Source organism: Bifidobacterium callitrichos, assembly GCF_008698085.1.
Classification (GTDB): domain Bacteria; phylum Actinomycetota; class Actinomycetes; order Actinomycetales; family Bifidobacteriaceae; genus Bifidobacterium; species Bifidobacterium callitrichos.
The window spans coordinates 156862-180991 of sequence record NZ_RZJP01000002.1 but is presented as its reverse complement, the minus strand read 5'-3'; the positions used below and the strand labels follow the sequence as shown (position 1 = coordinate 180991).

General features: G+C 66.6%; 10 protein-coding genes and 1 tRNA gene. 10 read left to right on the top strand and 1 reads right to left on the bottom strand.

Annotated features, from left to right (window positions below; genetic code table 11):
- Positions 1-50 precede the first annotated feature (50 nt).
- The 8 genes from EMB92_RS05380 to EMB92_RS05345 all read left to right on the top strand — a co-directional run bounded on the left by EMB92_RS05380 (position 51) and on the right by EMB92_RS05345 (position 18402).
- Positions 51-9593 (top strand): type I polyketide synthase, encoded by a 9543-nt coding sequence (locus tag EMB92_RS05380; protein WP_150394040.1) that lies wholly within the window; start codon positions 51-53, stop codon positions 9591-9593.
- A 451-nt stretch (positions 9594-10044) separates the two neighbouring features.
- Positions 10045-10686: a holo-ACP synthase gene (locus tag EMB92_RS05375; protein WP_150394039.1), complete on the top strand. Its 642-nt coding sequence runs from the start codon at positions 10045-10047 to the stop codon at positions 10684-10686.
- A gap of 232 nt (positions 10687-10918) precedes the next feature.
- Positions 10919-12838 carry an alpha-amylase family protein gene (locus EMB92_RS05370; RefSeq protein ID WP_150394038.1) on the top strand — a complete coding sequence of 640 codons (1920 nt, stop codon included), beginning with the start codon at positions 10919-10921 and terminating at the stop codon, positions 12836-12838.
- Between the two features lie 90 nt (positions 12839-12928).
- On the top strand, positions 12929-13882 hold the full coding sequence (locus EMB92_RS05365) for a biotin--[acetyl-CoA-carboxylase] ligase (RefSeq protein ID WP_223847589.1): 954 nt from the start codon (positions 12929-12931) through the stop codon (positions 13880-13882).
- Between the two features lie 54 nt (positions 13883-13936).
- Positions 13937-14010, top strand: a tRNA-Gly gene (locus tag EMB92_RS05360).
- A 136-nt stretch (positions 14011-14146) separates the two neighbouring features.
- Positions 14147-14848: a hypothetical protein gene (locus EMB92_RS05355; RefSeq protein WP_150394037.1), complete on the top strand. Its 702-nt coding sequence runs from the start codon at positions 14147-14149 to the stop codon at positions 14846-14848.
- A gap of 130 nt (positions 14849-14978) precedes the next feature.
- Entirely contained in the window at positions 14979-15248 is a 270-nt protein-coding gene (gene rpsO, locus EMB92_RS05350) for a 30S ribosomal protein S15 (RefSeq protein WP_043164734.1), read from the top strand.
- 352 nt (positions 15249-15600) lie between these two features.
- Entirely contained in the window at positions 15601-18402 is a 2802-nt protein-coding gene (locus EMB92_RS05345; protein ID WP_150394036.1) for a polyribonucleotide nucleotidyltransferase, read from the top strand.
- A 226-nt stretch (positions 18403-18628) separates the two neighbouring features.
- Here EMB92_RS05345 and EMB92_RS05340 read toward each other — a convergent pair whose 3' ends face one another.
- A complete protein-coding gene (locus EMB92_RS05340) occupies positions 18629-19849 on the bottom strand; it encodes a trans-sulfuration enzyme family protein (protein ID WP_150394035.1) in 1221 nt (406 codons plus the stop codon).
- Between the two features lie 413 nt (positions 19850-20262).
- Between EMB92_RS05340 and EMB92_RS05335 the strand changes: the two genes are divergently transcribed.
- Positions 20263-21606: an ATP-binding protein gene (locus tag EMB92_RS05335; RefSeq protein WP_150394034.1), complete on the top strand. Its 1344-nt coding sequence runs from the start codon at positions 20263-20265 to the stop codon at positions 21604-21606.
- A 233-nt stretch (positions 21607-21839) separates the two neighbouring features.
- The gene (locus EMB92_RS05330; RefSeq protein ID WP_150394033.1) at positions 21840-24113 is read left to right on the top strand and encodes a DUF2207 domain-containing protein; all 2274 of its coding nucleotides are present in this window, start codon (positions 21840-21842) and stop codon (positions 24111-24113) included.
- Positions 24114-24130: the final 17 nt, after the last annotated feature.

Genomic DNA, 24130 nt, shown 5'->3' with positions numbered 1-24130 from the left:
AGACTCATCGCATAACAGCACGTAAGAAAAACACACAGATAGGAACACACATGACCACCTTCTTCCTCAACCGCCTGGCCGAAGGCGAACCGCACGCGCTCGCCTTCGCCGGCCAGTCCACGCCGTGGCCGGTCGCGCTCGCCGACCAGACCGCCGACCCCGAGCTGGCCGACGCGCTCCACGCCCACGTGGACGCCGCCTATGCCAAGCTCACCCCCGTCAACGCCGAACTGCTGGCCACCACCGGACGCCCTGTCGACCTGTTCGGCTTCACCCCGAACCCGGCCCGACTCGGCGCCGCGGCCGACGCCACCGCCTCGGTCGAGGGCATCGCCCTGACCCAGCTCGGCGCGCTCATCGACCTGAACCACCTGGGCTACGACGTCACCCGCGCCAACCCGACCGCCGTGCTTGGCCACTCGCAGGGCGTGCTCGCCGTGCATATGGTCAAGGCCATCCGCGAGGCCGGATCGATCGGCGCCGCGCGCGACCAGATCGACGAGATCCTCGCCACCGCCGCGCTGATCGGCGCCGCCGGCACCCGCGCCGCCCGCGAACTCGCGCTGAGCCCGCGCGCCGGCGAGTCCACGCCGATGCTGTCCGTGCGCGGCGCCACCCGCGCGCAGGTCGAGGCGCTCGCCGCCCGCGTCAACAACCCGCGCGGCCCCATCTCCATCGCCGTGACCAACTCCGCCAACCATCACGTGCTCTCCGGATTCCCGGACGATCTGGCCGCATTCGGCGTCGAAACCGCCAAGGAGCACAGGAAGCAGGCGCGTCTGCGCGAGGAGAAGGTGCGCGGCGGCGCCGTGTTCGCCCCCGTCCTCGAATACCTCGACGTCACCCTGCCGTTCCACTCGCCGCTTATGCAGCCTGCCGTCGAGCGGACCGTCGAATGGGCGCGCGCCTGCGGCTTCGACGAGGATCGCGCCCGCGCGCTCGCCGAGGAAGTGCTCCTGAACCACGTCGACTGGGCCGCCCGCGTGCGCGCCACGCTCGAGGACACCGATCCGGCCAAGCTGTGGATCGTCGACCTGGGCCCGGGCACGACGCTCGGCAAGCTCATCGGCCACGTCGCGGAAGGCACCGGCGTCGGCATCGTCGAGGCGACCACGCTCGCCGAGCGCGCCGCCCTGTCCACCGCGACCGACGAGCCCGCGCGCACCCAGAACTGGAAGGTGTTCGCCCCGCGTCTGGCGCATACGCCCGCCGGCGACAGGCTCGTCACCAGGTTCTCCGAGCTCACCGGCAAGCCGCCGGTGCTGCTGCCCGGCATGACCCCCACCACCGTCGATCCGGAGATCGTCGCGGCCGCCGCGAACGCCGGCTACTGGGCCGAGCTCGCCGGCGGCGGCCAGGTCACCGCAGAGGTGTTCGACCGCCACGTCGCGCGTCTCGAGGAGCTGCTCGACGAGGGTCGCACCGTCGAATTCAACGCGATGTTCATGGACCGCTACCTGTGGAACCTCCAGTTCGGCTCGACCCGCATCGTGCCGAAGAAGCGCGCGTCCGGAGCCCCGATCGACGGCGTCGTCATCTCCGCCGGCGTGCCCGAACTCGACGAGGCCGTCGAACTCATCGCCAAGCTGCGGAAGGACGGCCTGCCGTACGTGAGCTTCAAGCCCGGCACCGTCGACCAGATCCGTCAGGTGATCCGCATCGCCAAGGCCGTGGCCCCGACCGTCATCCTCATGCAGGTCGAAGGCGGCGCCGCGGGCGGCCACCACAGCTGGGAGTCGCTCGACGACCTGCTGACCTCCACCTACGCCGAGGTGCGCGCCTGCGACAACCTCGTGCTCGTCGCCGGCGGCGGCATCGGTACGCCCGACCGTGCGGCCGACTACCTGTCCGGCCAGTGGTCGCGCGCCTATGGCCTGCCCGATATGCCGGTCGACGGCGTGCTCGTCGGCACCGCCGTGATGACCGCCAAGGAGGCGCACACCAGCCCCGAGGTCAAGAAGCTGCTCGTCGCGACCCCCGGCATCACCGCCGACACCGCGGCCGACTCCGACACCGACCCGTTCGCCCCCGCCGGCGAGCGCTGGGTGCCGTCCGGCAAGTCGATCGGCGGCGTCGCCTCCGGTCTGTCCCACCTGCACGCCGACATCTACGAGGTGGAGAACTCGTCCGCCGAGTGCGGTCGACTGCTGGTGCGCGTGATGAAGCATCCGGAGGAGCTGGAGTCTCGTCGCGCCGAGATCATCGAGGCGCTCGACAAGACCGCCAAGCCGTACTTCGGCGACCTGAAGACCATGACCTACTTGCAGTGGGCGCAGCGTTTCGCCGAACTCGCCTACCCGTGGGTGGACGACACGTACGCCGACCGTTTCCTCGACCTGCTGCATCGCATCGAGGCGCGTGTCGCCGACGTTGACTCCGGCGAGTTCGTCTCGAAGCTCGACGTGACGCGCGAGGACGTGATCAAGGATCCGGCTCCGGCGCTCGCCGCGTTGGAGCGCGAGTATCCGCAGGCCGCCAGCATCACGGTGACGCCCGCCGACGAGGCGTGGTTCCCGGTGCTGGTGCGCGAGTATCCCAAGCCGATGCCGTTCGTGCCGGTGATCGACAACGATCTGCTGCGCTGGTGGGGTCAGGATCAGCTGTGGCAGTCCGAGGATCCGCGTTATTCTGCCGATTCCGTGCGTGTGATTCCGGGCCCGATCTCCGTGGCCGGCATCACGACCGTCGACGAGCCGGTGGCCGACATCCTCGGCCGCTTCGAGACGGCCGCGATCGAACGCGCCAAGGAACTGACGGAGGCGGAGACCGCCGCGCCGCTGTACGCGACGCTCGGCGAGGCCGTGAGCGCCGAGGACTTCATCCGCAAGTCCCCGAACATCTCCTGGGTCGGCCACGTGACCGACAATCCGGCCTACGGCACGCCGCTCGGCGACAAGAACTACGAGATCCGCGCCGTCGACGAGGCGAAGGGCGAGTACGATCTCGACATCCATCTCGACACCTATTGGGACAACGATCCGGACGGCGGCACCTCGAAGCACGCCGTGCGCGACATCGTCATCCCGCTCACCGTGCCGGCCGACGCGACCGGCGGCATGCCGATCGTCAACCGTGAGCGTCTGATCCCGGACGTGTATGCGATGCTCGCCGCCACGGCCGGCATCGGCAACACCGCCATCACCGGCGACGTGCTCGCCGCCATGCCCGAGATCGAGAAGACAGACGGTGACAAGGAGCATGTGTTCGGCGTCGCCACCGCCGCCTACACGTTCTCCGCGAACCTCGGCTACGACCACGAGGCCGCGACCGGCGGCGCACTGCCGTCCACTCTCAGGGCCTCGCGCATCGCGCCCGACGCGCTGGTCGGCCCGGCCTGGCCGGCGATCTACGCGGCGCTCGGCTCGGTGTCCGTCCACGGCTATCCGGTCATCGAGGGTCTGCTCAACGCCGTCCACCTCGACCACCTCATCGAACTTGAACAGACCGAGGACGAGCTGCTGAAGCACGTCGGCGAGACCGTCACCTTGAAGTCGTGGGCCGAGGACTACTTCGAATCCGCCTCCGGCCGCGTCGTCACGATCCACGTGACGCACACCGCCGCCGATGGCACGCTGCTTGCGCGCGAGACCGAACGCTTCGCGATCCGCGGTCGCGTCTACTCCGACGTGCTGCCGGCCGACGCGCCCGAATACGGCGACTGGCTCGCCGCGCATCCGAGCGAATCGGACGAGCGTGGCGAGGAGCAGACCCGGATCCTGCCCACGCAGAGGCGCCTCCTGCGTCGCGTCAAGGTCACCGCGCCCGGCGATATGACCGCGTTCGCGCGCACGTCCGGCGACTTCAACCCGATCCACACCTCGAAGCGCGGCGCCGCGATCTCCGGACTGGCCGCCCCGCTCGTGCACGGCATGTGGCTGTCCGCCACCGCCCAGCACGCGGTGCAGGCGCTCGACGACAAGGGCGCCCACTACGAGATCGCCGGATGGACGTACAACATGTACGGCATGGTCCAGCTGAACGACCAGGTCGAGATCTCCATCGAACGCGTCGGCCGCGTCGAACACGGCGGCATGGCCCTCGAGGTCACCTGCCGCATCGACGGCCAGCTCGTCTCCCGCGGCACCGCGCTCGTGCGCGCCCCGCGTGCGGCGTTCGTCTACCCCGGACAGGGCATCCAGAAGCAGGGCATGGTCCTCGACGAGCGCGCCAAGTCGCCCGCCGCCCGCGACGTGTGGGAGCGCGCCGACAAGCTCACCCGCGCCAAGCTCGGCTTCTCGATCATCGCCCTCGTGCGCGATAACCCGAAGGAGCTCACCGCCAACGGCGTCACCTACCGCCACCCGGAGGGACTGCTCAACCTGACGCAGTTCACGCAGGTCGCGCTCGCCACCGTCGCGTTCGCCCAGACCGCGCGACTGCGCGAGGCCGGCGCCGACATCTGGCCCGCCTACTTCGCCGGACACTCGCTCGGCGAATACAACGCGCTGTCCGCGTTCGCCGGCGTGATCCCGCTGGAGACCGTGCTCGAGCTGGTCTTCCACCGCGGCTCGACGATGCACCACCTGATCCCGCGCGACGCGCAGGGCCGCTCCAACTACCGCATGGGAGCCCTGCGTCCGAACCAGTTCGGCGTCGACGACGCGCACGTCAAGGCGTACATCGAATCCGTGGCCGAGAAGAGCGGCGAGTTCCTGCAGATCGTCAACTACAACCTCGCGGGCGCGCAGTACGCGGTCGCCGGCACCATCGCGGGATTGAAGTTCCTCAAGGAGGATGCGAACCGCCGCGCCAGGGAGGCGGGCGGCAAGCCGGCGTTCATGCTCGTGCCGGGCATCGACGTGCCGTTCCACTCCACGCTGCTCAGGAAGGGCGTGCCGGAGTTCCGCGACAAGCTCGACGCGCTGCTGCCGCAGTACATCGACTACCGCGGACGACTGGTAGGCCGCTACATTCCGAACCTTGTGGCCTGCCCGTTCGAAATGACCAAGGAGTTCGCCGCGAAGATCCTTCAGGTCGTGCCCTCCGAGCGCATTCGCAAGGCGCTCGAGGACCCGGCCGTGTGGGACTCCTACGCCGCCGACGACCAGAAGCTCGGCCGCCTGCTGCTGACCGAACTGCTCTCCTGGCAGTTCGCCTCCCCGGTGCGCTGGATCGAAACCCAGTCGCTGCTCTTCCGCCACGCGGCGCAGGGCGGTCTGGGCGTCGAGGAGTACGTCGAGGTCGGTCTCGGCAACGCCCCGACCCTCGCGAATCTCGGATCCAAGACCCTGCGTCTGCCTGAGTTCTCCGGCACCGACGTGACCGTGTACAACGTCGGCCGCGACGAGGGACGCGTGTACATGACCGACACCGATTCGCTCGTGCCCGACGAGGCGGACGAGTCGGCTGAGTCGGCCCCGGCGCCCGTCGAAGCCGCCCCCGCCGGCGGATCCGCCGTCGCCAAGCTCGGCTCGGCCCCTGCCGACGGGGGAGAGAAGCCCGCCGCCAAGCCCGCCGCGGCTGCCGCAGCTGGTCAAGCGGATGGCTCCGTCGTCGGACAGTCCACTGGACTGTCCGACTCCTCGCGCGGCCTGCAATCAGGGCAGGCCGCCGGTCCGTCCGGCGCCGACGTGCCCGACATCCCCTTCAAGGCGTCCGACGCGATCGGCGTGCTCATGGCCTACTCGACCAAGATCCGCATCGACCAGATCGGCACCTCCGACACCACCGACACCCTGACCAACGGCGTCTCCTCGCGCCGCAACCAGCTGCTCATGGACATCAGCTCCGAGCTGGGCGTGGCCAGCGTCGACGGCGCCGCCGAGGCGACCCTCGACCAGCTCGCCAAGATCGTCAACAAGGTGGCACCGAACTACAAGCCGTTCGGACCGGTCCTCTCCGAGGCGATCCGCGACCGTCTGCGCGCCCTGTTCGGTGCGGCCGGCGTCAAGCCCACACATATCCGCGAGCGCGTCACCGGCGTGTGGGGCCTCGGCGAAGGCTGGGTCGCGGCCACGACCGCCGCGCTCCTGCTCGACACTCGCGAGGGCTCGAGCTCGCGTGGCGGCGATCTCGCCAAGCTGCCCACCGGCGCCGCCGCCAACCAGGCCGCCGCCGATCAGCTCATCGACGACGCCGTGGCGCTGGTCGGCCAGACCAAGGGCGTGCCGGTCTCCAAGCCGTCCGCGGGAGGTGCCGCGGGCGGAGCGGTGGTCGACTCCGCCGCGCTCGACGCGTTCGCCGAGAAGGTCACCGGCTCCAACGGCGTGCTCGCCGCCACCGCCCGATTCGTCCTGAACGAGCTCGGCGTGGCCGCCCCCGCCCCCGAGGCTGGCGAGGATGAGAACTCGGCCGTGGTCGCGGCCGTCGAAGCCGAGCTCGGCTCCGACTGGCCCAAGCAGGTCGAGCCGCGCTTCGACGCGAACAAGGCGATCCTCTTCGACGATCGTTGGGCGTCCGCCCGCGAGGACCTCGCCCGCGCCTTCTACGAGAAGGACGCGGACCTGCTCTCCGGCGGGTTCGTCGGCCTCGGCAAGGCGATCGCCGACGAGGCGCAGTGGTTCGCCGTGAAGACCGATCCGGCCGATGCCGCGCTCAAGGGCGCCTTCGCGCGCATCGCCTCCGAGGCGCTGGAGCCCGTCAGCGAGGACCCGGCCGCCTCCCGCTTCGCGCGTGACATCGCCGTGGTCACCGGCGTGAGCCCGAACTCGATCGCCGCGCAGGTGGTCGAGGGACTGCTCGCGGGAGGAGCGACCGTGATCGCCACGTCGCACAGCTTCAGGCCGTCCATCAAGGAATGGGCCAAGCGCGCCTACCGCACCCACGCGGCCGAAGGCGCCAGGCTGTGGCTCGTGCCCGCGAACCTGTCCAGCTTCCGTGACGTGGACGCGCTCGTCGACTGGGTCGGCAACGTCCAGAAGAAGACGACCGGCGCGACCACCACGATCCTCAAGCCCGCGTACGAGCCGACCCTGTTCTTCCCGTTCGCGGCCCCGCCGGTGCACGGCACGCTCGCCGATTCCGGCGAACTGTTCGAATCGCAGGCGCGCCTCATGCTCTGGGGCGTCGAGCGTGCGATCGCCGGCCTGTCGAGGATCGGCGCCGACACCGATGTGCAGCATCGTCTGCACGTGGTCCTGCCCGGTTCCCCGAACCGCGGCGTGTTCGGCGGAGACGGTGCGTACGGCGAGGTCAAGTCGGCCTTCGACGCGATCGTCAACCGTGCCCACGCCGAGCGCGTGTGGTCCGACCGCGTGACCTTCGCCCACCCGAAGATCGGCTGGGTGCGCGGCACCGGACTCATGGGCGGCAACGACCCGCTGGTCGCCGTCGTCGAACGCCATGGCATCCACACGTACTCGACCGCGCAGATCGCCGCCAAGCTGCTCGACCTGTGCACCGCCGAATCGCGTGTCGCCGCGGCCGTCAAGCCGCTCGACGTGGACCTGACCGGCGGACTCGGCTCCGAGCCGATCGACATCAAGGCGCTGCGCGCCGAGGCCGAAGCCGATGTGGCAAAGGCGTCGGCTCCCTCCGATGAGGGAGAGCAGGTGCGGGAAGCGGATGGCTCCGTCGTCGGACAGCGAATCAAGGCGCTGCCCACCCCGCACACCCCGCACCAGCCGCACGTCGACCTCGCCGACTGGGCGAACGTGACCGCCCGCCCCGAGGACGAGATCGTCATCGTCTCCATCGGCGAGCTCGGACCTTGGGGCTCCGGGCGCACGCGCGCCCAGGCCGAACTTGGCATCCATTCCGACGGTTCCGTCGACCTCAACGCCGGGGCCGTGCTGGAGCTCGCGTGGAACATGGGTCTGCTCACGTGGGCCGACAGCCCCAAGCCGGGCTGGTACGACACCGACGGCAACCTCGTGCCCGAGGAGGACATCGCCGAGCGCTACCACGACGAGGTCGTGGCCCGCTCCGGCATCCGCCCATTCGAGGAGGGCATGGGCAACGACTACAAGGATGGCTCCGACGAGGAGGAGAGCGAAGTCTACCTCGACCACGACGTCACCTTCTCCGTGCCCAGCGAGGACGTCGCCCGCGAATACGTCAAGCTTGACGAGGCCCACACCTCCTACGCGAAGGACGACGAGTCCGGCGAATGGAACGTGACCCGTCACGCCGGCTCGATGATCCGCGTGCCGCGCCGCGCCACCATGACGCGCACGGTCGGCGGCCAGTTCCCGAAGGGCTTCGACCCGATCAAGTGGGGCATCCCCGCCTCGATGGTCGGCGACGTCGACGAGATCGCGCTGTGGAACATCGTCACCACGGTCGACGCGTACCTGTCCGCCGGCTTCAACCCGGCCGAGATCCTCGAGGCGATCCATCCGTCGATGGTCGCGTCCACGCAGGGCACCGGCTTCGGCGGCATGATGTCGATGCGCAAGCTCTACCTCGACCGCTTCCTGAACCACGAGATCCCGACCGACATCCTGCAGGAGGCACTGCCGAACGTCGTCGCCGCGCACGTGATGCAGAGCTACATCGGCGGCTACGGCAACATGGTCCAGCCGGTCTCCGCCTGCGCCACCGCCGCGGTGTCGCTCGAGGAGGGCGCCGACAAGATCGCGCTCGGCAAGGCCGACTTCGTCGTCACCGGCGCGATCGACGACATCGGCGTCGAGTCGGTGATCGGATTCGGCAACATGAACGCGACCGCCAACTCCGAGGAGATGTACGCCAAGGGCATCGACGCGCGCTTCTTCTCCCGTGCGAACGATCGTCGCCGCGGCGGCTTCCTTGAATCCCAAGGCGGCGGCACGATCCTCTTGACCCGAGGCGACATCGCGCTGAGGCTCGGCCTGCCGGTCGCCGGCGTCGTCGGCTTCATCCACTCCTACGCGGACGGCGCGCACACGTCGATCCCGGCCCCGGGCCTCGGCGCGCTGGCCGCCGGCCTCGGCGGACGCGACGCGAAGCTCGTGAAGGATCTTGCGAAGCTCGGCGTCACGCCGGACGACATCGCCGTGGTCTCCAAGCACGACACGTCCACCAACGCCAACGATCCGAACGAGTCCGAGCTGCACAACACGCTCGCCCACGCGATCGGACGTACCGACGGCAACCCGCTGTTCGTCATCTCGCAGAAGACCCTCACCGGCCACGCGAAGGGCGGCGCCTGCATCTTCCAGGTCAACGGCCTGACGCAGCTGTTCGCCTCCGGAGTGATCCCTGCCAACGCCTCGCTCGACTGCGTCGACCCGAAGCTCGAACGCGACGACCACATGGTGTGGCTGAGGAAGCCGCTGCGCATCGGCGGTGGCGAGGACGCGTTCGGACGCGCCGCGGACGGCAGGCCGGTCAAGGCCGGACTCGCCACCTCGCTCGGCTTCGGCCACGTCTCCGGCTTCGTGGCGCTCGTGCACCCCGGTGCCTTCGAGGCGGCCGTCGCGAAGGCCGACGGCGAGGAGGCGCTGGAGTCGTGGCGCAAGCGCGCCAACGCGCGCCTCGCGGCCGGTCAGCGTCGCCTCGAGGAAGGCATGATGGGTCGCGCCGCGCTCTACGAGCCGATCGACAACCGCCGCTTCCGCGAGGACGGCACGCGTCTCGCCTCCGGCGGCCGCTACGACGCGCACGAGGTCGAGAAGGCCATGCTCCTCGACCCGAACGCCCGCCTCGGCTCCTCCGGTTACTTCGAGGCGTGAGCCGGTAACTGGTCATTCGCGCCTGTCATGTGAGATAGGCGAGTGAAGACCGGTGCGCCGGTGTGAAAAACCGGCGTGGCAAGGCTGGGGTAACGGGCTATGTGCCCGTTACCCCAGCCTTTCTTCGTTATAAGGGGTACTTCTGCGGTCTTGCGGACATCTATCTCGCTTACGAGGGGTACCTGCCGCGGGTATAGAGGCATCAAAATGGCTTGACTCCAACGGAATCAAGCCACATATGGGCTTTGATACTTCGCGTGGGTACCTCTCGTAAGCGAGATAGATGTCCGCAGTCGAGGAAATGTACCCCTTGTAACGCAGATAGCGTCTGTGGGGATATTGTTGTGACGCATGAAGTTGATGTCGTCGGGCATGTCGATGACGCACATGGCAGTGGCGCACGCATGCTGTTGACATGCGTGCTGTTGACGCAAGGTGAAAGGGAGCCTCAATGAGCGTATATGGACTGGGCCATGATGTGGTGGACGTCGTGGCGTTCGGCGGGCAGCTGGCCGAGCCCGGCTCTCGCATGCGTAACCTGTTCTCGGTGCGCGAAGTGCGGCAGGCCTCGGCCCGCGCACGTCTGAAGAACGACGGCGAGGCCGTGCACCTCGCTGCCAAGTGGGCCGGCAAGGAGGCGTTCCTCAAGGCGTGGTGCGAGGCGCTGGGGGAGGGCGACTACCCGTTCACGCTGGATGATTTCCCGTGGTCAGGCGTCGAGATCCTCGACGATTCGCGCGGCGTACCCCACGTGACCCTGACCGGTCGGCCCGCCGAGGCGTTCCGTGACTCGATCGGAGGTGTGCTCGCCGGTGCGAGTGTCTCGGCCTTCGAAGGCGGCGGCCGGTCGGGCATCGGCTCGACTTCCGGTTTGGGCGCCGGCGGAGCGGAGGCGAGCCCGTACGCCGTGATGCGCGGCTCCCGACCGGTTGACCCCTCCATGGGCCCGTACGCCGTGATGCGCGGCGCTTCCGGTACATCGCCTCGTGGCGCCGCATCGGGCACCGCCGGCAACCTGCCGGCGCGCATCCACGTCTCCCTGAGCCATGACGGCCCTGTCGCCTCCGCGATGGTGATCATCGACGGCGACTGATCGTCAACGTAGCCGAGTCTCCCCATGCGTGGGACGGTTGCCGTGCCGTATCGACGACACATCGATGACGGTCGGTATCGAACCGTTTCGACACGCCGATATCGAACCGGTTTGATATTACGTGCGCGCGCGTATACCATGAAGTCAACGCCGATGCAGCACAACGGCATCGAACGACAGAACAATGAAGTGAAGTTGAGTGCAGTCCAGCACGACCAGTCAAGGAGCGATGATGTCCGCCAAGTCCCACGCCGCGAAGTCCAAGTCCATCAAGTCTGTCAAGCCGTCGCAGCCCGTTAAGCCGGTCGAGGCCGTCGAGCCGATCGAACCGGCCGCCACGGCGTCCGACGACGGAATCTTCGCCGCCCGATTCGACCGCCACCGCGACGAGCTCGAATCGCTCTTCCGCATGCTCTACGGCGAGTCCGCCGAACTCAACGAGTTTGAACGCGCGATGGCCGACGCATACGCCGCCCGCCCCGCCGACTTGAAGGCCCTCGACGAAACCCGCGAGCAGGACCCGCAGTGGTACAAGCGCGGAGACATGTTCGGCATGACCATGTACACCGACCTGTTCGCCGGCGACCTGAAGAAGCTCGCAGGAAAAATCGACTACTTGAAGGAGCAGAAGCTCACCTACCTGCACCTCATGCCCCTGCTTCAAATGCCCCACCCGGACAACGATGGCGGCTACGCCATCGAGGACTTCGACGCCGTCGACCCGCGCATCGGCACCAACGAGGACCTCGCCGCGCTCACCAGGAAGCTGCGCGAGGCCGGCATCAGCCTGTGCCTCGACTTCGTGATGAACCACACCGCCTCCTCCCATCGCTGGGCCAAGGCCGCCGAGGCCGGCGATCCGAAGTATCAGGACTACTACTTCTGCTACGACGACCGCACCGTCCCCGACCAGTACGACGCGCAGGTGCCGCAGGTCTTCCCGAACACCGCGCCCGGCAACTTCACGTACAACGAGAAGATGGGCAAGTGGGTGATGACCCAGTTCTACCCGTTCCAGTGGGACCTCAACTACCGCAATCCCAAGGTGTTCGTCGCGATGATGAGCTCCGTCATGCACCTCGCGAACCTCGGCGTCGAGGTGTTCCGCCTCGACGCGGTGCCCTACATCTGGAAGCAGCTCGGCACCAACTGCCGCAACCTGCCGCAGGTCCACACGATCGTGCGCATGATGCGCATGATGCTTGAGATCGTCTGCCCGGCCGTCGTCCTCAAGGGCGAGGTCGTCATGGCGCCCAAGGAGCTCGCAGCCTACTTCGGCACGCCCGAGCGCCCCGAATGCCACATGCTGTACAACGTCTCGATCATGGTGAACCTGTGGAGCGCGCTCGCCAACGGCGACACCCGACTGCTCAAGGCCCAGATCGACAAGCTCGACGCCCTGCCCGAGAACTGCTGGTTCGTCAACTACCTGCGCTGCCACGACGACATCGGCTGGGGCCTCGACGAGGACGAGGAGGTGCGCCTCGCCATCGACCCGCTCAAGCACAAGGAGTTCCTCTACCACTTCTACGAGGGCGCGGAGCCCGGCAGCTGGGCGATGGGCGAACTGTACAACTACGACGAGGCGTCCAAGGACGCGCGCAGCTGCGGCACCACCGCCTCCCTGTGCGGCGTTGAGAAGGCGATCATCACCCACGACAAGCCGGCCTACGAGAAGGCCATCGGACGCGACCTGCTCATGCATCGCGCGATGGCGTTCCTGCGCGGCTTCCCGATGCTCAACTGCGGTGACGAGATCGGCCAGCTCAACGGCTGGGAGTACAAGGAGGATCCGGATCGCGTCGAGGACAGCCGCAACCTGCACCGCAGCCCGTTCGACTGGAACAAGGCAGATGAGCGCCACACCGAGGGCACGCTGCAGAGCCGCCTGTGGGAGGGCATGGAGGGGCTGCGCGAGATGCGCTCCGACCCCTGCTTCGCGCCCGACGCGTGGGTCACCACGTGGGACACGCGCGACGACGGCGTCCTCGCCGTGGTCCGCAAGCAGGGCGAGCGCACGATCGTCGGCCTGTTCAACTTCGCCGATCGCGACGCCACCGCCGTGATGGACAGCACCGCCGACGCGACGCTGCCCGCAGAGCCGGTCGCCCTCGCCCCGTACGAGTACAAGGTGATCGTCACCCACGAGTGACGTCCGGCCGACGCGCGCGCCAGACATCCTGATGCCGCCGGAACGAGACGGCAGCGAGGACTTCGCCGATCGCGTCCTATCGTGGAGGGCATGGTGCTCAACAATGCGATGTCCTCGGATGGCACGTCGGCCGCGTCCGTGAGAATGCCGGCGACCTGCCGCGCCGCCGATCAGGTGACGCTCCTCGACGAGGTCGGTTCGACCAACACGCTCGCCCGCCAGATGGTGGCGGACGGTCGAATCGACCTGGTCGGGCTGTCCAATCCCGCCAATCCCATGAAGATTGCGGTCGTCGCGGCCGACACGCAGTCCGCCGGCCGCGGTCGCCTCGACCACACGTGGACGAGCCGGCCGGGCGAGTCGTTTACCGTGACCTTCGTCGTCGCCGTGCCGCGCGCGGTCGCCGTCGACGAATCCGTCAACGGCTGGCTGCAGATGATCGCGGGGCTGTCCGCGCTCGACGCCATCGACGACGCGCTCGCCATCAGCGGTGCCCGCCCATTGGCGGCCGATACGGTCGGCGTGGCCGCCGCTCCGCGGCTCAAATGGCCGAACGACGTGTACCTCGCCGGTCGCAAGCTCGGCGGCATACTCGCCGAAATGGTCCCGCTGCCGCAACAGGGCGATGACGCGGACGCGTCGTCCGTCGCCATCGTCTTCGGCATCGGACTGAACCTCGACGTGCCGGCCGATCGACTGCCGACGGACGAATCGACCTCGCTGCAGCTGCACTACGCGCCGCTGCCCTCGCCCGACGGTCTGCGCGACGCGATCGCCGCCGGCGTCGTGCGCTCCCTGCGCCGTCGCCTCGCCGCGTTCGTGTCCGATCCGGGGCGACGCGCGGCCGTGCTGCTGCGCGAGACGCGCGAACGCAGCTACACGCTCGGACGACACGCCGTCGCGCACTTCGTCGACGGCACGGAGCTGGAGGGCGTGGCCGAGGACCTGAACCCCGACGCCTCGCTGATCCTGCGCACCGCCGACGGCGCGGAACACACGGTGCGCACCGCCGACGTCGGCGTATTGCCCACCCCTCGTGTATAATTGCTCGAGTTGTTTCGTTCGTCCGGGTGCATCCCGGCGCGAACGGTGCGGCACGCGGATGTAGCTCAATGGTAGAGCCTCAGTCTTCCAAACTGATTACGCGGGTTCGATTCCCGTCATCCGCTCCACCTGACAGGCCTTGGAATCACGCGATTCCGGGGCCTGTTCGCGTATCCGGGGCCGCCCGGGCGTGAAAGACGCCGTGCGCGCATCCGAGTACCATGTAACCGACAATGCAGGAACGGACGTGTCGACGGGAGGGCTATGACACACGCCAGCGGGGACAGCGAGGCCGACAACGAGGCCGACAACGAGGCCGTCGAGATCGTCAACGGCAAGGTCGAGACGGTCGAGGTGTCCAAGCACCCCGACGCCACCATCCCAGTGACGGAGCTCTCCCTCGCCGACATCGAACGCCGTCGCTCGCACCCCGCGCAATGGGCCGTGTACTTCACCGCCGTACTCGCCGCGATCATCGGACCGTACTGGCTGGGCCGCGCTCTCGCCGTCGGCAGCACCGCGTGGCTGACCGAGCGCCTGAGCATGTTCACGCCGCAGGGCGCCGCGTTCGTCTCGTGGACCGTGACCCTCGTCGCCGTCGCCAGTCTGGGCCTCGCCGTCGTCGATTCCGGCCGCTGGCTGTGGCGCATCGTGTTCGCGATAGGTCTTGCCGCCGAACAGTTCGTGGCCGGCATCTGCCTGCTCAAATTCGACTTCTGGTATTCGACGTACGTCGTCTACGGTGATTCCGCCACGATCGCGAACGCCACGAACCTCGGCATCATCGCCGCCGGCTTCGGCGTGGCCGTGTTCGCCGTCGTCTGGGTAGGGCTGCTCGTCATCATCAAAAAGGATTCGCCCCTGAACGTCCTGACCCGCAGCTGGGCCTCGTTCATCCTCTTCTTCGTCATCGAGGTGATCGCCCTTCTGGTCGTCATGTTCGGCGGCCTGCTCACCACGGTGTGATCGGTCCGCATTGTGCTGGTCCGCACTGTGCCCTATACTCTCCATTTGGCGTAAATCGCCCGCGGATAGAGAGCGCTTCAGGTAGCGTGCCTGAGGCACCGCGCAACAAACAACCTTGAAGGAGGACGCCGTGGCACTGACGGCTGAACAGAAGTCCCAGATTATCAACGAGTTCGCGACGCACGAAGGCGACACCGGCTCTCCGGAGGTCCAGGTCGCTCTGCTGTCCAAGCGCATCGCCGATCTGACCGAGCACCTGAAGGAGCACAAGCACGATCATCACTCCCGTCGTGGTATGCAGATGATGATCGGTTCCCGTCGTTCCCTGCTTGACTACCTCAAGCGCAACGACATCAACCGCTACCGTGCGCTGATCGAGAAGCTTGGTCTGCGTCGATAGAAGACTTCCGCCCGGGCGCCAATGGCACTCGGGCGTTTTACATACGCCTGACAATGGCAACACGAACGAAGTAGGAACGAGCCAGGAGGATAGGCTCCGCAGGCCGGAAGGTCCGGACCGGTCGGGGTCGACAAGAGGACTCACCTCTCGGGGTTGACACGAGGGAAACGCGGTCGAGGCACGTCACGGGGGAAACCAGAGGCTGCCGGAAGCGACAATGACAGAAGGCCGCGGGGTCGCAAGGCCGAAGCACACGCCCGCAACACATGCGAATGTAAGAGCCCGCCCAGCTGAAGATGGGCACATGTCCGTAGGAAAAAGAACACACGATAACAGAAAAAGGAGGAACCCTATGGAGGGTCCCGAAATCAAGGCCACCGAGGCCGTGATCGACAATGGTTCATTCGGCAAGCGCACGCTGCGCTTCGAGACCGGCCGCCTCGCCCAGCAGGCCGACGGCGCCGTCGCCGCCTATCTGGACGACGACACGATGGTGCTGAGCACCACCACCGCCGGCTCCAACCCGAAGGAGAACTACGACTTCTTCCCGCTGACCGTCGACGTCGAGGAGAAGATGTACGCCGCGGGCAAGATCCCGGGCTCGTTCTTCCGCCGCGAAGGCCGTCCGTCCAACGACGCGATCCTGGCCTGCCGCATCATCGACCGCCCGCTGCGCCCGCTGTTCCCGCACACGCTGCGCAACGAGGTGCAGGTCGTCGAGACCGTGCTCGCCGTCAACCCGGACGACGCGTACGATGTGCTCGCCCTGAACGCCGCCTCCGCCTCCACCATGATCTCCGGTCTGCCGTTCTCCGGCCCGGTCTCCGGCGTGCGTCTGGCTCTGATCGACGGCCAGTGGGTCGCCTTCCCGAAGTGGAGCGAGCGCGAGCGCGCCGTCTTCGAGATCGTGGTCGCCGGCCGCGTGATCGACAACGGTGACGTCGCCATCGCCATGATCGAGGCGGGTGCCGGCAAGAACGCCTGGCACCTGATCTACGACGAGGGCCAGGCCAAGCCGGACGAGGCCGTCGTGGCCGAGGGTCTCGAGGCCGCCAAGCCGTTCATCAAGACCATCTGCGTGGCGCAGAACGAGCTCAAGGAGAAGGCCTCCAAGGAGACCAAGGAGTTCCCGCTCTTCCCGGAGTACACCGACGAGCTGTACGCCCGCATCGACGAGATCGCCCACAAGGATCTCGATGAGGCCCTGACCATCGCGGAGAAGCTGCCGCGTCAGGATCGCATCCACGAGATCAAGGAACACGTGCGCGCCATCCTCGCCAACGAGTTCACCGACATGGCGGACGACGAGAAGGACAAGGAGCTGTCCAACGCGTTCAAGGAGCTGCAGCGCCAGATCGTGCGTCGTCGCATCCTCACCGAGGACTACCGCATCGACGGCCGTGGCCTGAAGGACATCCGCACCCTGTCCGCCGAGGTGGACATCGTGCCGCGTGTTCACGGCTCCGCCCTCTTCCAGCGCGGCGAGACCCAGATCCTGGGCATCACCACGCTGAACATGCTCAAGATGGAGCAGCAGCTCGACTCCCTGTCCGGCCCGCAGTCGAAGCGCTACATGCACAACTACGAGATGCCGCCGTACTCCACCGGCGAGACCGGCCGCGTCGGCTCCCCGAAGCGCCGCGAGATCGGCCACGGCGCCCTCGCCGAGAAGGCCCTCGTCCCGGTGCTGCCGGATCGCGAGGAGTTCCCCTACGCCATCCGTCAGGTCTCCGAGGCCATCGGCTCCAACGGCTCGACGTCGATGGGCTCCGTGTGCGCCTCCACCCTGTCCCTGCTGGCCGCCGGCGTGCCGCTGAAGGCTCCGGTCGCGGGCATCGCGATGGGTCTGGTCTCCGGTGACGTGGACGGCAAGCACGTCTACAAGACCCTCACCGACATCCTGGGCGCCGAGGACGCGTTCGGCGACATGGACTTCAAGGTCGCCGGCACCTCCGAGTTCATCACCGCCCTGCAGCTCGACACCAAGCTCGACGGCATCCCCGCCGATATTCTGGCCGCCGCCCTGCAGCAGGCCAAGGACGCCCGTACGACGATCCTCGAGGTCATCAACGAGTGCATCGATGGCCCGGCCGAGATGAGCGAGTTCGCCCCGCGCATCATCACCACCACGATCCCGGTCGAGAAGATCGGCGAGGTCATCGGCCCGAAGGGCAAGATGATCAACCAGATCCAGGAGGACACCGGCGCCGAGATCGCGATCGAGGACGACGGCACCGTCTTCATCTCCTCCGAGGGCGGCGAGGCCGCCGAGAAGGCGAAGCAGATCATCGATTCCATCGCCAACCCGCACGTGCCGGAGGCCGGCGAGGTGTACAACGGCAAGGTCGTCAAGACCACGAGCTTCGGCGCGTTCGTGAACCTCACGCCGGGCACCGACGGCCTGCTGCACATCTCCCAGATCCGCAACCTCGCCAACGGCGAGCGCATCGATCAGGTCGAGGACGTGCTCAAGGAGGGCGACACCGTCGAGGTCGTCGTCCAGGGCGTCGACGATCGCGGCAAGATCAGCCTTGCGATCCCGGGCTTCGAGGATCAGGAATCCGGCGCAGCCCGTGGCTCTCGCGGTGGGGATCGTGGCGATCGCGACGATCGTCGCGCCGGCCGTGACGATCGCCGTTCCGCCGGCCGTGGCCGTCGTGACGATCGTGACTTCGATGATCGTCCGCGTCGCCGCCGTCCGGCCGATGATGACGATCGCGATTACGATGATCGTCCGCGTCGCCGCCGTGCCGCCGATCGTGACGATCTCGACTCCCGTGACGACGATCGCCGCGCCTCCCGCAGCTACGATCGCGACGAGCGCGATGACGATTACGATGATCGTCCGCGTCGCCGCCGTTCGGCCGACCGTGATGACGACCGCGACTACGATCGCGATGACCGTCGCACCTCCCGTGCCGACCGTGTCTCCCGCGCCGATCGTTCCGATCGTGATGACGACCGTCCGCGTCGCCGTCGCTCCTCCGACCGTGACGACGACCGTCGTTCCTCGCGTGGCGGCCGTGGCGGCTACGATCGCAACCCGCGCTACGCCACCGACGAGAACTACGACGAGTACCACGCCGACCGCATCGAGCGCACCGAGCGCCCGCGCCGCCGCGTGCGTCGCGACTTTGATCCGTTCGAGGACTGATCGTCCTCTCACGGATCCCTCGCGGCATAGCCGCTCGCCTCACCTACGGAAAGCCCGCTGGGCTTTCCGCTTGGCGGTTCGGCATTCGAGGACTGATCGGATCCCTCGCGGCATAGCCGCTGAGTGATGAAAGGGGTCTGTCACCGGTTGATTTCCGGTGACAGACCCCTTCTGCGTCCGGTTGCCGCTAGCAGACATGCACAACCGATATGATCCGGACTCGCCCTTACAACTCCGCTTCGGCCAGGGCGTGGTCGATGTCGCGGATCAGGTCGTCGGTGTCCTCGAGGCCGACGGCGAGACGGAAGAAACCGCGGTGGAACTCTGGCGGGTAGAGGTACTGGCGTTCGTCGTCCTCGCCGAGGAACACGATCAGGCTCTCGTCATGGCCGAGCGAGACGGCCGAGGTGATCACGTTGAGCTTGGAGACGAAGCGGTTGTGGCCCTCGTGATCGGTGTCGAGGCCGAAGGCGAGCACGCCGCCGAAGCCCGCATCCGGGCGGGCGAGCTGACGGGCCGCGACATCATGGTGCGGATGCGATTCGAGTCCCGGATAGGCGACGAACCGCACCTGCGGCAGCGATTCGAGGTGCTTCGCGATGGCCAGTGCGGAGGTGTTGTGCTGCCGCATGCGTAAGGGGAGCGTCACCGAACCGCGGTTGATGAGCCACGCGTTGAACGGCGAGATGATGCCGCCGTAGTTCACCTGATACGTGAAGCGGATCTGGTCGGTGAGCTCCTTGCGTGTGGCGATCGCGCCGCCCAAGGCGTCGCCGTGGCCGTTGATGTACTTGGTGAGGCTTTCGATGACGATGTCCGCGCCGAGGTCGATCGGTCGCACGTTGAACGGGGAGTTGAACGTGTTGTCGACCGACAGCAGCGCACCCGCATCGTGCGCGAGCTTCGCCGCCGCCTCGATGTCCGTGACTTTGAGCGTCGGGTTCGCGGGCGTCTCGATGTGGACGAGCTTCGTGTTCGGACGGATCGCGTCGGCGATGTTCCTCGGATCCGACGTGTCGACGATCGACGTCTCGATGCCGTACTTCTCGGGCAGGATCTGGTTGAGCAGACGGTAGGCGGCGATGTACGTCGTGTCGGAGAAGATCGCGTGGTCGCCGCGGTTGAGCACCGTGGTGAAGGTCGCCGCGAGCGCCGCGACGCCGGAGGCGAGCACGACCGCGTCCTCGGCGCCCTCGAGGTTGGCGAGCTTCGCCTCGAGATAGCGCTGGTTCGGGTGGCCGTTGCGCGTGTACAGGTTCACGTCGGAGCTCGACCAGTTGATGTCGGACGGGTCGTAGGGCAGCGCGTAGGCATTCGCCAGGGTGATCGGGCGGCGGATGGCGCCGGTTTCGGCGTCGACCCCGTTGCCGAGGTGGATGGATTTGGTCGCGAAGCCGAGCGGCGTGCCGTCGAAGGATTCGCCATGATGCACAAGATCTGAAGTCATGATTCAAGTCTGCCAGCCGCGGCCCGGACGCGCACCTTGTCTCGGTAGCTCGGAAACGTTGCGATTCCGGCGTTTGATAGCCGTTCATAGTTAGAAACGAATACGGGTTCGCCGGGTTCGCTCCGAGTGCTCGGGCCGTGGGGAGCCGGGCCATCCCGTTCGGGACACGCTCAAGGCCGCTCGGCCAAGCCTACGGTCCCGAACGGGATGGTCCGGCTCCCCACTCCTTTGGCTGTGATGTTCCGGTTATTGTCCTTCATCTTTTTGCGTGAAACAGTGATTTCATCCTTAGAATTTTTGCATAGATATGCATATACTTCGTCAGTATTTTTGTATCACACTTGTATGGACGGTAGACTGGAGTGTGTGTGCAGACCGCGCGGAACGTGATCGGAGACAGGGAAGGGGACGCGATGAAGCGTGATGTGATGGGTCAACTGGAGTCATGGAGCAAGTCCAGACACAGACTTCCGCTGATACTGTGCGGAGCGAGACAGGTGGGCAAGACCTACGTGCTCAAGGAGCTGGGTTCTACTCGATACGACTCGTGCGCTTATCTCAATCTCATGGATGAATCCACGCACGCCGTGTTCGCTCCGGGGTATGACGCGCGTCAGGTGTTGGAGAACATCGAGGTGTTCACAGGGGTGAAGATCGTTCCCGGTCGTACGCTGGTCGTCATCGACGAGATCCAGGAGGTGCCCTCCGCCATCACGCTGATGAAGGCGTTCGCCGAGAATACGCCCGAACAGCATATTGCCGCGGCGGGCTCGTATCTCGGCTTGTCATACCATGCCGGTCGCTCATTCCCCGTCGGCAAGATCGATTCGATCGACATGTATCCTCTGTCGTTCATCGAGTTTCTGCGGGCGTGTGGGCAGGATGTGCTCGCCGACATCGTATGCTCTCTCGACTTCGTTCGAGCGGAGGCGTTCGGCGACCGGTTGGAACGCATGCTGCGTCGATATTATTTCGTCGGCGGTATGCCGCAGGTCGTCAACGAGTTTCTGGACGGAGACAATGACTACATCGCGGCACGTCGACGTCAGAATGCGCTGTTGTCTGACTATGACAACGACTTCTCCAAGCACAAGGGTGATGTGCCGGAGATCGACGTTGAGCGCGTACGCCTCGCGTACCGTTCCATTCCCTCGCATCTGGGACGGGAGAACCACAAATTCGTCTTCGGCCACATCGCGCAGGGCGCCCGGCGCGCGCAGTATGAGACGGCGATACAGTTCATCGTGGATTCCGGTCTGGCGCACCGTGTGTATCGTGTCGACAAGCCGCAGCTTCCGTTACGGGATTACGAGGACCTGTCGGCGTTCAAATTGTATATGCACGATGTCGGATTGCTTGGTGCCGCGATGAACGTGACGGCCCGTGACGTGATCCTGTCGAATACGGCATTCGAGGAATACAAGGGTGCCATGACCGAACAGTATGTCTGCCAGCAGCTCGCTGCGGCAGGCCGGGATCCCTACTATTGGACGTCGGGCAAAGGTACGGCGGAAGTGGATTTCGTCCTGCAATATGATGGTCGTCCCGCGCCGCTGGAGGTCAAGGCCGAGGAGAACGTACATGCCAAAAGTCTGCGACTACTGTGTTCAGCCACCGGATTGCACGGGTATCGTACATCGATGAGGGGATTCCGTGAGCAGGATTGGCTCACCAACGTGCCGTTGTGGGCGGTCGGTGAGTATTTCTCTGCGTCGCATGATCCCGCCAACATCATCCCGGATGACGGTTTGGATTGACGAACATGGTCTCGGCGATCGCCGATCCCGCCGATTGTGTGAGACAATGGAAGGGCGACCAATAGGGGGACGCTCCGAAGAAGGGGAATGGTCATGGGTACGGGAACGGATGGGCGCAGTACTTCGAGGCCGACGAGGCGAGTCGCGCCGTGCCTCAGGTCCGGTTCTGAAGACGGTTCCATCGGGCACGACCCAGTGCGCAATGAAGCGAAGGACATAAAAGGACATAAGCCATGAGAAACCGCATCGTCCGCGCCGCTCTCCAGTCGGTGCTCATCACGCTTATCATCGCGCTCATCGTCGGCGGCGCCGCCTTCATCGTCACGGTGGCCGATGACGATTCCGCCAGCCTGAGCTACCGTTCCATCGACTATGAGGCGACGGCGACGAAGGACGGCGACCTCAAGATCACGCAGCGTCTCGACTACAAGCTGCGATCCCGCGACGACGAGGACGGCAATACCAAGCCGTGGAAGCAGCTGTACTGGCGGTACACGCTCGACCCGTCGAACCTCATCGACATCACCGACATTCGGGTGCGCAACGTCGACACCGGGCAGGCGTTCACGCAGACCGAGTTCCGCAACCCGAACCAGGTCGGCGACACCAGTTGGGACAGCGACTACGCGAACCGCTGGTACATCGTCGACGTCACCGGCGGCGACTCCAATCCGCAGCCGTACGAACCCGGCTCGAATCTCGCGCCGAACACGCAGCCCGGGAAGCGGATCATCGAGATCGGCTGGAACATCCCCGCCACGGACAATGCGAAGAGCCTCAAGATCGACGTATCGTTCACGATGCGCGGCGTCGCCACGAAATACGACGACGTGACCACCTTCCAGTGGGAGCCGATCGCCAAGGAGAACGAGGTGCCGGCCGGCAAGGTCACCGGCGTCGTACGATTCCCCGAGGGCACGGGCTCGTCCGGTGCGCCGGACGCCTCCGACCCCACCGTCCCGCACACCTGGCTGCACACCGCCAACACGAACGAGGTCACGCGTGAGTCGGACGGCACGATGCACTTCACCGTGTACGACCTCAAGGTCGGCGGGTACATCAACGTGATCGGCGCCTTCGACTCCGCCCGCGCCGGCGACGTGGCGCGCACGGCGGCCGGCGGCCGTCTGCAATCGCTCAACGACGAGGAGGACGCCAAGGCGCGCTATGCCGCCGATCGCAAGCGCGACAGCGCACGTGTCACGGTCATGGTATGGGCGGGCAGCGTCGTGCTCGCCATTGCGCTCGGCATATGGGGCGTGCTTGGCGCGCTCTACACGCTTCGCGCCGCCCGCTACAAGGGAAACATCGAATACTGGCGCGACAAACCGGGCATCAGTCCCGACTCCGCCGCACGGCTCGTCGACGTGTTCGACGCCGCGGGCTCGAACATCCACCACTCCGGCAAACTGGACGACCGGTCGCTCTCCGCCACCGTCATGTCCCTCGCCGTGAAGAAGGCGATCGCGCTCTACCCCGGCCCGTCCGACCTGTACCGCGACTTCGACATGGCTCACGCCGATCCAGCAGCCATCGCGCAGCGGATCGGACGGCAGACGAGGCGAGTCAGGGCCGCGCAATCGACCACCACGGTCGTGATCCTGCCGGCGGCGCTCGCCGTCCCCTACGATCCGCGACGTAAGACGCTGGAACTGAGCAGGTCGGAATCCGCCTGCCTCGATCTGCTCGTCGACATCTCGCGGCGGGTCGGCGGACCGGTGTTTGATTTCGTGCAGATGAAGCACGCATGCGAGGACTGGAAGACGGGCTACCAATCGCTCGAACGGTTCCGCACCACCGTGCGCAACGAGTTCGCCCAGCTCGGCGCGACCAGATCGATCTCAGGGTATTACGTTCTGCCTGCAGTCCTCGAGACGATGCTCGGGGTGGCGTGCTTCATCTTCAACCTCGCCGTCGCCGGCAATGCCGTGGCCGCCCTGTGCTTCGGATTGCCGCCGTTCGCGATCGGCCTGTTCTGCGCTCTGGCCGGGGTGGAGGATGTCCCCACACCGGCCGGTCAGGAGTACGGCGGCCGATGCCTGGGGCTGAGACGCTACATGGTCGATTTCTCCGACTTCACCGACCGTGGCGTGCCTGATCTGGCGCTGTGGGACTGGTACATGGTGTATGCGGCCGCGTTTGGCATCTCGCGCGAGGCCATCGCGCAGCTTGCCAAGGCGTATCCGCAGGTCAGGGATTCCGAATGGCTCGACGGGCACGCCTCCGATTCGCTGTGGTACTGGACGTACCGTCCGTACCTCTGGAACGCCGGTTATTCCGGTTCGGACCGGTCGAGCAACGGATCGACGGGTGATTTCGCGTTCGGCGGCGACTCGTTCGCGTCCGGTCTATCCGATCTCGGCACGCAGATCAGCGCCGGTTTCGCCGACATCTCCTCGACGATCAGCGCCGCGGCCCCCTCGTCGTCGTCCGGTTCCTCGAGCTTCGGCGGCGGCTTCGACGGAGGCGGCGGCGGTTCCGGCGGCGGCACCTCCGGTGGCCGTTGACCGGTCAGCCGACCAAC